At 63.6% G+C, this 14715-nt stretch carries 13 protein-coding genes; 8 read left to right on the top strand and 5 right to left on the bottom strand.

Annotation, left to right across the window (positions count from 1 at the left end; genetic code table 11):
* Together ACTNB1_RS13535 and ACTNB1_RS13530 are read left to right on the top strand one after the other, a co-directional pair.
* Positions 1-341: DUF4368 domain-containing protein (locus ACTNB1_RS13535; protein ID WP_441170189.1), on the top strand; the 341-nt coding region annotated here is incomplete at its 5' end.
* A 98-nt stretch (positions 342-439) separates the two neighbouring features.
* A complete protein-coding gene (locus ACTNB1_RS13530) occupies positions 440-1294 on the top strand; it encodes a hypothetical protein (protein WP_441170188.1) in 855 nt (284 codons plus the stop codon).
* A 37-nt stretch (positions 1295-1331) separates the two neighbouring features.
* On the opposite strand, the gene htpG is transcribed toward ACTNB1_RS13530, so the two are convergent.
* The 5 genes from htpG to ACTNB1_RS13505 all read right to left on the bottom strand — a co-directional run bounded on the left by htpG (position 1332) and on the right by ACTNB1_RS13505 (position 8360).
* Complete coding sequence (gene htpG / locus ACTNB1_RS13525; RefSeq protein WP_441170186.1) at positions 1332-3254, bottom strand: molecular chaperone HtpG; 1923 nt, start codon at positions 3252-3254, stop codon at positions 1332-1334.
* Positions 3255-3383: 129 nt separating this feature from the next.
* Positions 3384-4856: a hypothetical protein gene (locus tag ACTNB1_RS13520; protein ID WP_441170184.1), complete on the bottom strand. Its 1473-nt coding sequence runs from the start codon at positions 4854-4856 to the stop codon at positions 3384-3386.
* Position 4857: 1 nt separating this feature from the next.
* Positions 4858-5871 carry a hypothetical protein gene (locus ACTNB1_RS13515; protein ID WP_441170183.1) on the bottom strand — a complete coding sequence of 338 codons (1014 nt, stop codon included), beginning with the start codon at positions 5869-5871 and terminating at the stop codon, positions 4858-4860.
* Positions 5872-5968: 97 nt separating this feature from the next.
* Complete coding sequence (locus tag ACTNB1_RS13510) at positions 5969-7138, bottom strand: CapA family protein (RefSeq protein WP_441170181.1); 1170 nt, start codon at positions 7136-7138, stop codon at positions 5969-5971.
* 13 nt (positions 7139-7151) lie between these two features.
* Positions 7152-8360, bottom strand: a complete 1209-nt coding sequence (locus tag ACTNB1_RS13505) for a serine hydrolase domain-containing protein (RefSeq protein ID WP_441170180.1) — start codon at positions 8358-8360, stop codon at positions 7152-7154.
* A gap of 154 nt (positions 8361-8514) precedes the next feature.
* On the opposite strand from ACTNB1_RS13505, the gene ACTNB1_RS13500 reads away from it, so the two are divergent.
* The 6 genes from ACTNB1_RS13500 (at position 8515) to miaA (ending at position 14707) form a co-directional block, all read left to right on the top strand.
* Positions 8515-9297: a TIGR00282 family metallophosphoesterase gene (locus ACTNB1_RS13500; RefSeq protein WP_441170179.1), complete on the top strand. Its 783-nt coding sequence runs from the start codon at positions 8515-8517 to the stop codon at positions 9295-9297.
* 14 nt (positions 9298-9311) lie between these two features.
* On the top strand, positions 9312-10394 hold the full coding sequence (locus ACTNB1_RS13495) for a metallophosphoesterase family protein (RefSeq protein WP_441170178.1): 1083 nt from the start codon (positions 9312-9314) through the stop codon (positions 10392-10394).
* On the top strand, positions 10391-12601 hold the full coding sequence (locus ACTNB1_RS13490; protein WP_441170177.1) for an ATP-binding protein: 2211 nt from the start codon (positions 10391-10393) through the stop codon (positions 12599-12601). Before ACTNB1_RS13495 ends, ACTNB1_RS13490 begins: the two co-directional genes overlap by 4 nt.
* Entirely contained in the window at positions 12598-13134 is a 537-nt protein-coding gene (gene lepB / locus ACTNB1_RS13485) for a signal peptidase I (protein ID WP_441170175.1), read from the top strand. Before ACTNB1_RS13490 ends, lepB (ACTNB1_RS13485) begins: the two co-directional genes overlap by 4 nt.
* Positions 13135-13205: 71 nt before the next feature.
* The gene (lepB, locus tag ACTNB1_RS13480; RefSeq protein ID WP_441170174.1) at positions 13206-13805 is read left to right on the top strand and encodes a signal peptidase I; all 600 of its coding nucleotides are present in this window, start codon (positions 13206-13208) and stop codon (positions 13803-13805) included.
* Positions 13802-14707: a tRNA (adenosine(37)-N6)-dimethylallyltransferase MiaA gene (gene miaA, locus ACTNB1_RS13475; RefSeq protein WP_441170172.1), complete on the top strand. Its 906-nt coding sequence runs from the start codon at positions 13802-13804 to the stop codon at positions 14705-14707. The genes lepB (ACTNB1_RS13480) and miaA overlap by 4 nt, the downstream gene beginning before the upstream one ends.
* The last annotated feature ends 8 nt before the right edge of the window (positions 14708-14715 follow it).

Raw genomic sequence — 14715 nt, 5'->3', positions numbered from 1 at the left:
TAGACACCCTGTTTGCAAAAATGTATGAGGACTGGTCTGCCGGACGCATTACAGAATACAATTTCAATATGCTGTCCGAAAAGTATCAGGGCGAACAGCGAGAATTGGACGCAAAAATTGAACGGCTTCACGAAGCGATGGAGGCCGCCGCCCAGACAGCGGTTGACGCTGAAAAGTGGATAGGTCTGATGAAACAGTATGTCAATCCCACAGAATTGACGGCTGAACTTCTGAATACGCTGATTGAAAAAATCCTTGTCCATGAAGCGGTCAAAAGTGAGGACGGAAGCCGGGAACAGGAAGTGGAAATCTTCTACCGCTTTATCGGCAAAATCGAATGACACATCTTGAGATACCCAACAATATCTTTAACTAAGGGAAACGGGGGCTGTCCTATCCGGACATCACCCTGATCCGGGACATCTGCGCGGTGCTGGGGGTGAGCGAGCATGAGCTGCTTACCGCCAGCGAGGACGTGGAGGCCCGCAATGCCGAGACCCTGGCCAAAAAGTATCTGGCGCTGCTGCGCCGGGTCCGCTGGACCCAGTATATTCTGTACGGCGGGACCGCCCTGATCTGCCTCATCTGCAATCTGGCGGTGGACCACGGACTGACCTGGTTCTGGCTGGTGCTGACCGGGGAGATGGTGGGGGCCAGCCTGACCCTGCTGCCGGTGCTGGTGAAGCAGTACCGGGGAGCGGCCACCCTTGGGGGCTTCACTCTGTCGCTGGAGTTGCTTTTGCTGGCATCCTGCCTGTTCAGCGGCGGGGACTGGTTTCTGCTGGCGTCGGCCGGGGTGCTCTTCGGGCTGGGGATGGCCTTCCTGCCGGTGGTGCTGCGGGAGCTGCCCAAGCCCCTGGGCGAACATAAAGCGGTGCTCTACCTGGGAGCGGAGACTTTGCTGCTGTGTGCTCTGCTCTGGGCTGGCGGCGCTTACAGCGATGCGGACTGGTTTCCCATACCCGCGCTGCCCTCGGCACTGTTCGGGCTGGTTCTGCCCTGGGCCTGGGTCCTCATTTGCCGGTATGCGCCTATGGGCCCCTGGTGGAAGAGTGCGGCCTGCCTGGGCGCGACGGCCCTGTTTCTCCCCCTGGTCAATCCGGTGGCGGACCGGCTGGTGCTGTGGAGCGGCGGCCGCGTGGAATACCGGCACGCATTCTGGTTCCGGCCTGATCTTGCCAACTGGTCAAACGAGTGGACGTTCAACGAGAATGTGCTGTTTCTCGTCTGGCTGTGTCTGGCGGGGGCGGCGGTACTGTGCGTCCTCCGGGCGGTGTTTGGGAAAAAAGAGTAAAAAATTCCCCTGGCGATATGCCAGGGGAATTTTTTATTTACTTCATCAGGGAGCACACCAGCTCGGCGTACCCCGCCGGGTCGGCCAGAGGCAGACCGGCGATGAGCTGCGCCTGGGCGTAGAGCAGCTTGGCATACTTGCCGGCCAGCTCCTTGTCCTCCTCCACCGCACGCTTCAGAGCAGCAAAGGCGGGGGACTGGGGGTTCAGCTCCAGCACCCGCTGGGCCTTCATGTTTCCGGCGTTCTCCGGGTCCACCTTCTGGAAATACTTCTCCATCTCCAGGGTGATGGGGCCGTCGGCGGTGAGGCACACCGCGCCGGTCTTCAGGATCTTGGACAGCCGGGCCTCCTTGATCTCGTCCCCCAGGGACTCCTTCAGGAAGTCCAGCACCGGCTTGTTCTCCTCCGCCTGCTGTTCCAGGGCGGCCTTTTCCTCGTCAGTCTCGGGCAGGGCGTCGTCGTCGTCCACCGACTTGAAGGCCTTGCCGTCCACCTCGCCCAGGGCGTTGATGACGAACTGGTCGGGCTCGTCGGTGAGGTAGAGGATCTCGTACCCCTTGTCCCGGATACGCTCGGCCTGAGGCAGCTTGTCCAGCTGGGCAGTGTCCTCGCCGCAGGCGTAGTAGATATACTGCTGATCCTCCGGCATCCGCTCCTTGTACTCGGCCAGGGAGGTGAGCTTGCCCTCCTTGGAGGAGAAGAACAGGAGCAGATCCTTCAGCAGATCCTTGTGGGCGCCGTAGTCGCTCACCACGCCCACCTTCAGCTGGATGCCGAAGGCCTTCCAGAACTGCTCGTACTTCTCCCGGTCGTCCTTCTGCAGCCGCAGCAGCTCGGCCTTGATCTTCTTCTCCAGGTTGTTGGCGATCACCTTCAGCTGGCGGGTGTGCTGGAGCATCTCACGGGAGATGTTCAGGGAGAAGTCCTGGGAATCCACCACGCCCTTGACGAACCGGAAGTGATCGGGCAGCAGGTCGGCGCACTTGTCCATGATGAGCACGCCGGAGGAGTAGAGCTGCAGCCCCTTCTGGTACTCCCGGGTGTGGAAGTCAAAGGGGGTGTGAGCGGGGATGTAGAGCATGGCCTTGTACTCCACCGTGCCCTCGGCGGACACATGGATCACGCTCAGGGGGTCCTCCCAGTCGCCGTACTTCTCCTTGTAGAACTGGTTGTACTCCTCAGCCTTGACCTCGCTCTTGGGCCGCTGCCACAGGGGCACCATGGAGTTGAGGGTCTCCCACTCGTCGTAGTCCTCCCACTCCGGCTTGTAGTCGTCCCCGGCGTCCTCCGGACGGGGCTTCTGGCGGGACTTGTGCATGAGCATGACGATGGGGTAGTGGATATAGTCGGAGTACTTGGTCACCAGGTCGCTGAGGCGGTACTGCTCCAGATACTCGTCGTAGTGGTCCTCCTCGGTGTTGGCCTTGATGTGGAGCACGATGTCGGTGCCCACGCTCTCCTTCTCGCAGGGGGTGATGGTGTAGCCGTCAGCGCCGTCGGACTCCCAGCGGTAGGCCTCGTCAGAGCCGTAGGCTTTGGAGGTGACGGTGACGTGGTCGGCCACCATGAAGGCGGAGTAGAAGCCAACGCCGAACTGGCCGATGATGTCGGTGGTGTCCCCTTCGGCCTTCTCGCTCTTGGCCAGCTCCTCCTTGAACTGAAGGGAGCCGCTGCGGGCGATGGTGCCCAGGTTCTGCTCCAGCTCTTCCTTGGTCATGCCGATGCCGTTGTCGCTGATGGTGAGGGTGCGGGCGATCTGGTCAGGGGTCAGGGTGATCTTCAGCTGGGAGCGGTCCACTCCCACCTTGTCATCGGTCAGAGCCTTGTAGGCCAGCTTGTCCATGGCGTCGCTGGCGTTGGAGATGATCTCCCGCAGGAAGATCTCCTTGTGGGTGTAAATGGAGTTGATCATCAGGTCCAGCAGCCGCTTGGACTCCGCCTTGAATTGCTTTTTCGCCATTGTGTGGATGCCTCCTATATGAAAACTATTTTTAAAAACATAGCGTTAGCACTCGGCTATCCTGAGTGCTAACGCTATCATAGTCCTTCGTATGGAAAATTGCAAGGGGGTTCAAGAAATGTTTACAATTCAGCCCTCTCGGGTGGAGGCCTCTATCACTGCTTGCAGCTCAGCGGGATCCACATCCTGTCCCCAATGGTCGTCAATGAAGTCGATGATGTCCTCTCCGAAGGCGATACCTATCGGCTCATTGTCCAGGGTCACCAGATAGACGTTCTGCCAGTCCAGCCCGTGGGCACGGAGCTGACTGTCCACATAGGCACCACCGGCGATCCGGTCGGGAGCCAGCTCCGGCGGATCGGTGGAAAAAGCGGCCTTCATCCGGAAGGCCACAACGCCCTTCCCGTCCTGCTTTGTGGTACCCAGCACGCCCAGAAACTCGCTCAGCTCCCAGGACACATAGCCGGCGTCTTTTACTTCCTCCAGCCGGCTGTCAAAATAGCCGTCCACGATATCCCGGTATTTTTCATAGTAGGTCTCATTGATAAAGCCCTCGTAGTCCTGGCTGGTGCGGACCAGCTGATAGAGCTCCTGATTTTCCAGGTACAAGGTGCCTGCCGGCAGGCCGTCCCGGCCGGAGACCTCCACCACGTTTTCTTCCAGACCGGCGCTCAGGTGAAGCGTACCCCTGCCGGAATAGTTGGCGGCCGGGATGATGGGCACATCCAGGGTCCAAAGGATGTTCTCACCCAGGGAATCCCGCTCCGCAGGGCTGGCTGCCGCGGTGCGGAGCAGCTCCGCCAGGTCGTCGGGATAGATGTACTGCTCCCCCTGACCGCCCCAGGTATACTCGCCCACCTCCCCTTTCTGCAGGTCGGTGAGCAGCGCCGTCAGGGAACCCTCCGGGTCAGGGTAGCTGATGCGGAAGGAGCGGATGTGCCAGGCCTCTCCATCCCGTTCCAGGGTCAGCTCGGTGCGGGAGCCGTCCTCCCAGGGGTTCGCCCACAGCAGGGCGGAACCGGCGGCCTCGTCCACCTGGCCTCCGGCACATACAAACGTACCGGGGCCAAAGTCGCTGGTGAAGGTGTACCAGGCGTCGTATTCCGGCAGATAGAGAGTGCCGTCTGTGCTGGTGAGATCAGCGGTGGTGATGCCGGCGTACCGCTCCAGTGTCTCGTCCACGGAGGTGCGGAGGATGCGGTGGATGGGCACAGGCAGATCGGAGGGGGACGTCCACTTCAGATCGGCCGTCTCCTGGGCAAAGGGGAAGTCCGGCAGAACGGACAGGGCGTCAAACTCCGTCTGATCCGCCTCCTCCACCAGACCGTCGCCAGGGAAGTAGCGGAGAAATTCTGTAAAGTTCAGATCCTTCACATCGTCATAGTAGCTGGTGAAAAAGCCACTCACCGGAGTGGCAGATGTCACTCCGTCCTGCTCCACCAGAGGGGAGAAGGCCTCGTTGACCCGGTCGATCTCCTCCTGGGTCAGGGGGCGGGTCTCCGCCGCCGGTGAGGGGGACGTGGGGGGCGGCGTCTGCTCCGCGCAGCCCGCCAGGGAAAGGATCAGGGCCGGCAGCAGCAGGCCCAGCAGTGCTTGTTTCATGTTACTCGCTCCCATCCAAATCGTTGTGATATTCCCGGAACAGGATCCGGAAGCTGGGGATGTTGTCGTACCCCAGGTTGGAGGTCTCCACGGTGAAGCGGAAGGCCTGCTCGGTCAGTTTGGCGGTGACCACCGTGTCCGCTCCGTCCTCCCGGATGACCACGCCGGTGAGGAAGTGGCTGTCCCGGCCCAGGGAACCCGCCGGGAAGACATAGGGGTACAGGTCCTCCGGATAGTTCATCAGGGCCAGACTGTCGTTCAGCGAGGTCCCGGGGGCGCCGCTGCTGAGGCAGGTGTTGTACAGCCGGAGGGTAAAGACCCGGGTGTCCGGGTCAAAGGAGGTGGAAAAGCTGGGAATGGTGGTAACTGCCGGGAAGAAGGAATAGAATTTTTCTTCGCTGTCCCCGTTGGGGATGAAGGAGAAGGACAGGCCGTTGGCGTCGATGCGGGCGTCGTACAACTGCTCATACCGGTCGGAAAAGACGGGGACACCCTTCTCCGAGGTCCCGATATACAGGGGCTGGGCCGGGTCCAGCCAGACGGTGTCCCGGCTCTCCTCAATCTCCGCCCAGCCGGGTACCAGCGTGCCGCTCTCATCTCCCAGCACCCGGACTGTCACCTCATCCGGCATGCCCTGCCAGGGAGTGCCGGAATCCAGGCCGTTGGTGGTGTAGTGTACTTGGCCGGTGTCCAGGATCTCATAGCCGGTGAACTGGCTCATTGCGGTGAGCTGTACCCGCCGCCCGGAAGCGCCGAATACCCACTCCAGCAGGGTGAAGCCGGTGTCGCTGCCGTAGCTGACCTCCGCCAGGAAGTCGGGACCGTAGGGGGTGAGCTTTTGTACCTGATAGCCGTCTGTTTCATAAAGCGTGTAAATGTCCTCCTCAGTGACGGGAGCGGCCAGAGCGCTGTTCTGGTCTTCTGCCGCCGGAGGGGAGGAGGCGGGAGGCGTCTGCTGTGCCGCGCAGCCCGCCAGGAACACAAGGGTCAGCGCAAACGAAAGAACGCGTCTCATAACAAAACCTCCTTTGTCACCCTTATGGTACCATGGATACCGGTACAAAGCGTGACAAAGGAGGTTACAGTTTGGAGGCAAAAAGCTACGAAAAAAGTTAGAAACCGAAAATTTCCAGACAATTTCTCTCTGTTTCTTCCAGACGCTGGACAAGAGCGCTGTCCGCCCCGGCGGGGAGGACGGAGGCGTCGGTGAGGGTAAAGACCCGCTCCGTCCCGTTCCGCCGCACCATCAGCATGGGGACATAAGACCAGTCGGTGAGGTTGGTCTTGCCTGTCTCATTGTCCCGGGTCAGCTCCAGCGTGAGAACGGCGGTGGTGTCGGTGAGAGGGTCTACCTGGGAGGAGATGAAGTTGCCCAGGGAGTAGCACACGAAGCCGGTGCGCTGGGAGCCGTCCCAGCCGGTGACGGTGCGCGTCTCCATAGGCTGGGGCACATGGGAGTGGCCGCCCAGCACCAGGTCGGCTCCGTTTGCAATGAGCAGGTCGGCCATCTCCTCCTGGTAGCTGTTCTGCTCGGTGCGGTACTCCACGCCCCAGTGGATCATCACCGCGATAAGGTCGGGCTCCATGGCCCGGGCGGCGGCCAGGTCGGCCTCCAGCTTTTCCGTGTCCGGGGTGGACAGACTGGTCATGTAATCGGTGTTGAACAGACTGACAGCCCAGTCCTTTCCGCTGGGCAGGGGGATACCGTTGGTGCCGTAGGTGTAGCCCATGAAGGCCACCGTGATGCCCCCTACGTCGGCCAGGTGGATGGGGCTGGCGGCATCCTCCTCCGAGGCATAGGTGCCCACATGGGCCAACCCCGCTTCGTCCAGAGCGTCCAGGGTGGCGGTGAGCCCGTCAAATCCCCGGTCCAGACAGTGGTTGTTGGCGGTGAGCATCAGGTCGAAGCCCAGCTCCTTCAAATCATCCGCCAGCGCCGCCGGGGAGCGGAAGGCGGGATAGCCGGAGTAGGGACCCTCAGTGGACAGGGTGGTCTCCAGATTGGCCACGGCGTAGTCCGCCCCCTCCACATAGGGCCGGGCCTGCTGGAAAATGGGAGTGTAATCGTAAATGCCCTGGGCCTCGTCCCAGGCGTCGTTGGTCACCGGCATGTGGCTCATTACGTCCCCGCATACCGTCAGGGTGGCCACCGTGGGAGGCGTGGGTGTGGGCTCCGGCGTAGGTGTGGGAGTGGGCGTGGACGTGGGCGCCGGAGCCGGGGCGGCGCACCCGGTCAAGGCTGCCAGCAGCAGGGCGGCGGCCAGGGCTTTCAAATGATGCAAGGCAAATCCTCCTTTACGCCCGGCCGTAGACCGCCCAGGCGATCTGACTGCATATCTGGTATACACCAAAGGAGTCTGTGTCTCCCTTGGCCCCGGTGGTAAAGACCACCACCCCGTCCCCGGTGTCCGGGTCGTAGGACATCAGGCCGTAAAAGCCGTAGGCTGAGCCGGTGTGGTAGTAGATCCGGTCCCGGCCGTACATGTCCTCCCGGCAGCGCAGGGGGCGGCACTGACAGAAACCGTCGGGAGTTTGGCTGAAGGGCAGCTCCAAAAAGGCCACCGTCTCGGGGGAGAGAAGCCGCTGCCCCTGGTACATGCCGTCACCGGCCAGCAGGGCGGCCAGCTTGGCCATGTCCCCGGCGCTGCAGGTGAAGCCCCCGGCGAAGAAGTTGCCCCGATAGCCCGGCTGCTCGATACAGACGTAGCGCTCCTGCTCTGCTGTGGAGCGGGTCACGGTCCTGCCCTGATACAGAGGGCAGAGCAGGCCGGTGTCTTTCACGCTGCCCGCCTCAAAGGCGGCGTCGATGCCCATGGGGGTGAGGATGGCCTCCCCCAGCACGTCGTCCAGCACCTGGCCGGAGGCCAGCTCCAGGGTCATGCCCAGCACGGCAAAGCCGTAGTTGTTATAGCACCAACTCTCCGGAACTCCCGGCTCCACCCCCTGAAAGCCGCCGCCCGCCAGCCGCTGCCGGGCGCAGCTCCCCTTCAGCGCGTTCAGATTGCCGCTGGCGTCGGTGAGGGAGGAGGTGTGGGTGAGGAGCATGTCCACAGTGATGGGGGTGTCGGGGTAGGCTGGATTGCGGACGTTTACGCCCCAATAATCCGACAGATCGTCTTCCGGTTCCACCATCTCCTGATCCATAAGCACCCCGGCGGTGAGGGCGGTGGCGATCTTGGTGAGGGAGGCGCATCGCATTTTGTGTTCTGTGGTCATAGCTGTCTGCCCATCCACGGCCCAGCCCCAGGCGGCCTGGGCGATGACCGCGCCGTCCTGGATGACCGCCGCCTGGATCCCCGTGGCCTGCCAGTCTGCCCCCGCCTGAGCCGTCACCTGCTCCAGCTCTGTCTGGGAGAGCAGAGGCTCCGGCGTGGGGATGGGGGTAGCCGTGGGGGTAGGCGTGGGAGACGGCGCTGGAGGCCGGGCAGGCTGTTCGGCAGGCATGGTCTGCCCGCAGGCGGTCAGCGTCAGCAGCAGGCAGAGCAAAAGTGCGGCACGTTTCATCAAAAAACCTTCCTTTCGCCCTCTATCCTACCATGTGGACCGGTACAAAGGGTTACGGGAACGGTTCCGATTTGGAAACAACAAACTACAATTGCCCTTTGAGAAAAAATAACATATAATAAAAGCTGCTGTTGAATTTAGAGGGAGGCAGACTATGATCCTGAATATATTGGCGGTAGGCGACGTGGTAGGCGACGGCGGCCTGGACTGCCTGAACCGGCACCTGCGTCAGGTGAAAAAGCTGAAGAATATCCACTTCACCGTGGTCAACGGAGAGAACGCCTCCGGCGTGGGCATCCTGCCCCGGCAGGCCCGGGAGATCTTCGACGCCGGGGCCGACGTGGTCACCCTGGGCAACCACACCTGGAACCGCATCCAGATCGCCGACTTCCTGGAGGACGACCGCTACACCCTGCGGCCCGCCAACTACACCAACCGGGTGCCCGGCCGGGGCTGGGGGGTGTACGACGGCCCCAACGGCCTGCACATCGGCGTCATCAACCTCATCGGCCGGTGCGAGATGGACAGCAACTTTGAAAACCCCTTCACCACCGCAGACCGGATTTTAAAGCGGATGGAGGGCGCCGACGTGATCCTGGTGGACTTCCACGCCGAGGCCACCAGCGAGAAGGGGGCCATGGGCTACTATCTGGACGGCCGGGTGCAGGCCCTCTGGGGCACCCACACCCACGTGCCCACTGCCGACGGGCAGATTCTGCCCAAGGGCACCGGCTTCATCACCGACCTGGGCATGACCGGCCCCGCCCGCAGCGTGCTGGGCATCCGGCCCGAGCAGGCCATCAACCGCTTCCTGGGTGGACTGCCCCGGCGGTTTGAGCCTGCCGACGGCCCCTGCAAGCTGGAAAGCGTGGTCTTTTCCATCGATACTGACAGCCGCCGCTGCGTACAGGTGGAGCGGCTGGACCTCCGCGACTGAAAGGAAACGAAAACATGCTGAAACTCATTCACGGGGCGGATTTCCATCTGGACGCCCCCTTTGCCGCCCTCTCCCCGGAGAAGGCCCGGCAGCGGCGGGAGGAGCAGCGGCAGCTGCTGACCCGTCTGGCCGACCTGGCGGAGACCGAGGGGGCGGATCTGGTGCTGCTGTCCGGCGACCTGCTGGACGGCGGGGAGACCTACCAGGAGACGGTGGAGGCTCTCTCCCGCACCCTGGGCCAGATCAAAGCGCCGGTGTTCATCGCACCCGGCAACCACGATCCCTACGGTCCCCGGTCGGTGTACGCCGGTACCGTGTGGCCGGACAACGTACACATTTTTACCGCCGTCCAGCCTGAGGCGGTGGAGCTGCCGAAGCTGAACTGCGTGATCCACGGCGCGGCCTTCACCACCCCTCAGGCCGACCGCTCTCCTCTCATGGGCTTCTCCGCTCCCCGGGACGGGAAGCTCCACCTGATGGCCCTCCACGGGGACGTAGCGGGCCAGGGCCGGTACGGCCCCATCGACCCGGCGGACATCGCCGCCAGCGGCCTGACCTACCTGGCTCTGGGCCATATCCACGCCTGCTCCGGCCTGCAAAAGGCCGGGGACACCTATTGGGCCTACCCCGGCTGCCCTGAGGGCCGGGGCTTTGACGAGACGGGGGAGAAGGGCGTGCTGTCCGTGACGGTGGAGGACGACCGTACCGTGTCCGCCCGCCTTGTGCCTCTGGCCGCCCGGCGGTATGAGATCGTGGAGGCCGACGTCACCGGGAAGGACAGCGCTGAGGACGCCCTCCGGGCTGTGCTGCCCGCGTCTCCCTCCGGGGACTGCTGCCGCATCCTGCTCACCGGCCAGCGGAGCTTTGATACCCCGGACCTGGCCGCCCTCACCGCCCTGGCGGAGCCCTTCTACTTCAGTGTCAGCGTCCGGGACAATACCCGGCCCCTCCGGGACCTGTGGGACCGGGCGGGGGAGGACAGCCTCACCGGGCTGGTGCTCCGTGCCCTGAAGGGGGAAAAGGAACTGGAAGATCGAGACCTGGCCGCCCGCTTTGCCCTGGCGGCCCTGGAACACGGGGAGGACCCCTGCCCATGAAAATCAAACGCATGCGCGCCACCTTCGGAGGCCTGGACCACCGGGAGCTGACCCTGAAGGACGGCCTCAATATCATCACCGCCCCCAACGAGGGGGGCAAGTCCACCTGGTCCGCCTTCCTGCGGGCCATGTTCTACGGCATCAACACCAAGGAGCGGGACAAGCAGAACTACATCGCCGAAAAGAACCGCTATCAGCCCTGGAGCGGGGCGGCCATGGAGGGCGTCATGGACCTGGAGTGGAAGGGCCAGGCTATCACCCTCCGCCGGGGTCCCAAAGGGAACACCCCCTTCGCCAAATTTGAGGCGGTGTACACCGACACCGGGGAGCCGGTAGGCTTCCTCACCGCCGACACGGTGGGAGAGACCATCCTGGGCGCCCCCCGTGAGGTATTTGAGCGCTCCGCCTTTGTGGGCCAGGGTGGGACGGCCATCGACGGCGCTCCCGCTCTGGAGGCCCGCATCGCCGCCCTGGCCTCCAGCGGGGAGGAGGACGTGTCCTACTCCCAGGTGGAGCGGGTGCTGCGGGACTGGCGCAACCGCCGCCAGCACAATAAGACCGGCCTCATTCCCAAGCTGGAGGGGGAGCTGGCAGAGATCGAAACGGTTCTGGCCCGCCAGTCCAAGGCCTTCCGCCTGTCCCAGGAGGCCAAGCGGGAGCTGGACAAGCTCCAGACCGAGCAGAAGCTGCTTGTGGCCGAGCGGCAGGCCCACCTGGCCCATGCCATGGCTGCCCGGCGGCAGAAGTGGGAGGCGGGCCAGCAGGCTCTGGCAGAGGCCAAAGCCCAGGTGGAGGCCCTCACCGCCGAGCGGGACCGCTACGGTGCCCCTCCTGACGCCGAGACCCTGCGGAAGGCCCAGGAGGAGCTGAACTACCTCAATACCCTCCACTCCAACCGAAAGCTGGCGGAAAACCAGCTGGAGGAGGCCAAAACGGCGGAAACCCAGGCCAAAGACGCCGCAGTGGATTCTCTCTTTCCCAATCTGACCCCGGACGAGGCCTGGCAGCAGGCCAGCGCCGACGCCGAGACCGCCGGACGGACCGTCCGTACTGGCGGCCTGGTGGGGGGCGGCATTGCCGCTCTGGTGCTGGCCGCCGGCTCCCTGGTACTGGCCCTGATTCAGGTCCTGCCCGCCCTCTGGATGGGGGCGGCCGCTGCCGGTGTGCTGGCGGCGGTGGGCGTGGGCCTGCTGGTGTCCGCTTCCCTGAAAAAGAAGGGAGCTGCCGCCGCCGGAGCTGAGATTTTGGCCCGGTATGAGGCTCAGGTCCCCGACGACATCCTGACCCGGGCCAATGCCTACCGAGAGCGCTGTGTGGTGGCCGCCGAGGCCGCCCGCCGCCGGGAGGCGGTGGAGCAGTCCCTGGCGGACATCACCGCCCAGGACCAGGATACCCGGACCAGACTGCTGGCCCTGGTCCACACCTTCGCTCCCACCGTTACCGATACCTTCGGCGTGTCCGCCGCCATCTCCCGGGCTCTGAACCTGGATCAGCGGCTGTCCACCGCCCAGGTGAAGCTGGACGGGGCTCAGGCCCTGGCCGACAGCCTGCCCAAACCGGAGGCGGGCATGGAGGACAACGGCGTGACGCCCCGGTTCGACCCGGCGGAGACCGCCGCCCGGCTGGAGGCCGCCGAGAGCGAGCTGTCCCGGTTGAAGAGCGGCCTGGCCATGGCCCAGGGCGAGCTGAACAGCCTGGGTGACCGGGAGGAGCTGACCGCCCGTCGGGAGGCCATCCTGGAGGAGCTGGAGCGGCGGAGGAAGGAGTACGACGCCCTCACAGCCGCCCTGGAGGCCCTGGAGAAGGGCCATTCCGGGCTTCAGGCACGGTTCTCTCCCGCCCTGAACCGGCGGGCAGGCGAGCTGCTGGCTCAGCTCACCGGCGGAAAGTACGACAAGGTGTCCCTCACCCGGGAATTTGAGGCCCTGGCGGAGGAGCATGACGCTCTGCTGCCCCGGCGGGCGCTGGTGCTGTCCCGTGGTACTGCCGACCAGCTCTATCTGGCGGTGCGTCTGGCGGTGTGCGAGCTGGTGCTGCCGGGGGAGGAGCCCTGCCCCCTGGTGCTGGACGACGCCCTGGCTAACTTTGACGACGAGCGGATGGCCCTGGCCCTGAGCACCCTGGCGGAGCTGGGGAAGGAGCGGCAGATTCTGCTGTTTACCTGCCACAGCCGTGAGGCCGCCTGGCAGAGGAGCATGAAAGGATGAAGCAGGCGCTGAAAAAAGAGCTCTACTTCTGGCTGGGGACGGCGGCGGTGGTGCTGGCCGCCCTGATTCTGGTGTTTACCTTTATCGGCCGGGTCATTCTGGTGGACGGCGTTTCCATGGAGCCTACTCTTGAGGGGGGCGACCTGCTGCTGCTTCGGAGCATCGGCTATACTCCCAAACAGGGTGACATCGTGGTGCTCACCAAGGAGTTTGAGGATGCCGACGGCCCCATCGTCAAGCGGGTGATCGCCACCGGCGGCCAGCATGTGGAGATCGACTACGCCGCCGGTACCATCACCGTGGATGGGGAAGTGCTGGACGAGCCCTATATCAACGGGGCGATGGAGGAACCCTGGTATGAGAACCTTACCTCGGTGGATGTGCCGGAGGGCTCCATCTTTGTTCTGGGGGATAACCGCAACGACTCCTCCGACAGCCGGAACGTGACCCTGGGCGCGGTGGACCAGCGATACCTGCTGGGTAAGGTGATTTGGGTGATGTTCCCCTTCCGGAACTTCGGAGCGGCGGGGTGAGACAACCTTCCCTTGCATTCAGAGCCGGGCCGCGATATAATTGGGCTATTCGTAAATGGAGCTGATTTACATTGAAACTTGACAGACATGAGGAGCCGGAGCGGAAAGAGGAACTGTCCAGCAGCGATTCCCTGAAGCTGGATCTGTACTTCTGGCTCCAGGCTTTGGTGGCCGCTCTGGTACTGCTGATCCTGGTGTTTACCTTCGTGGGTCGGATCATCGGCGTGTCGGGCAGCTCTATGGTGCCCACCCTTCACGACGGGGATATGCTCCTCCTCCAGAGCATCGGCTATACACCCAAGCAGGGAGATGTGGTGGTGCTCACCAAGGAGTTTGACGCCGCTGACGGTCCCATCGTCAAGCGGGTCATCGCCACCGGCGGGCAGCATGTGCAGATCGATTACGCCGCCGGTACCGTTACCGTGGACGGTGTGGTGCTGGACGAGTCCTATATCAACGAGCCCATGGAGCCGCCCATGGGGGAGAGCCTTACCGACGTGGTGGTGCCCGAGGGCTCCATCTTCGTCATGGGCGATAACCGCAACCACTCCTCCGACAGCCGGGACGTGACCCTGGGCACGGTGGACGAGCGGTATGTGCTGGGCCGGGCCATCTGGGTGCTGCTGCCCTTCCAGAACTTCGGGGCCATTGCCCACGGAGTACAGGCATGACGGCGGGGCTGCCCAAGCTGGTGGTGGTGCTGGGTACCACCGCCTGCGGTAAGAGCGGCCTGGGGGTGGAGCTGGCCAAGCGGTTCAACGGCGAGGTGATCTCCGCCGACTCCCGTCAGGTGTACAAGGGCCTGGACATGGGCACCGGCAAGGTGACCGAGGAAGAGATGGAGGGCATCCCCCACCACATGCTGGACGTGGTGGAGCCGGGAGAAGACTATTCCGTAGCCGACTTCCAGCCCGCCGCCTATGCGGCCATTGACGACGTGATCGCCCGGGGCAAGACCCCCATTCTGGTGGGGGGCACCGGGCTATATGTCCGTGCCATCACCGAGGGCTTCCAGTTCTCCGACAGCAAGCCGGACCCTGCTCTGCGGCAGGAATTGGAGGAGAAAAGCAACGAGGAGCTGTACGCCATCCTGCGGGAAAAGACCGGCGTCACCCTCACCGGCGGGGAGGAGAACAACCGCCACCGGCTCATGCGCTCGGTGGAGAAGGCCCTCTCCGGTGCGTGGGAGGCTCCCAAAGCCTGTCCCCGCTATGACTGCCTGCTGCTGGGAGTGAATTTCCCACGGGATGTGGTGTGCCAGCGCATCGACGACCGGCTCCAGGCCCGGATCGACGCGGGTATGATCGACGAGGTGGCAAACCTCCGCTCCGCCGGGGTCAGCGACGAGTTCCTGGACCGGCTGGGGCTGGAATACCGCTATATCCTCTGGTATCTCACCGGGAAGATCCCCACCATGGAAGGGCTGAAGGACGAGCTGGGCCGGGCCATCAAGCGCTTTGCCAAGCGGCAGGTGGTGTGGTTCAAAAAGGATCAGGACGTGCTGTGGCTGGACATGGAGGGGGACTTCCTCTCCCAGGCCGCGGACGCGGTGGAACAATTTCTTCGCACATAAGGAACCGG

Origin of the sequence: Flavonifractor sp. HCP28S3_F3 (assembly GCF_052065355.1) — a bacterium.
In the GTDB taxonomy this organism is placed as follows: Bacteria; Bacillota; Clostridia; order Oscillospirales; family Oscillospiraceae; genus Flavonifractor.
Note: the sequence above shows the minus strand (reverse complement) of the source record. Positions and strands in the feature narration are given on the sequence as shown.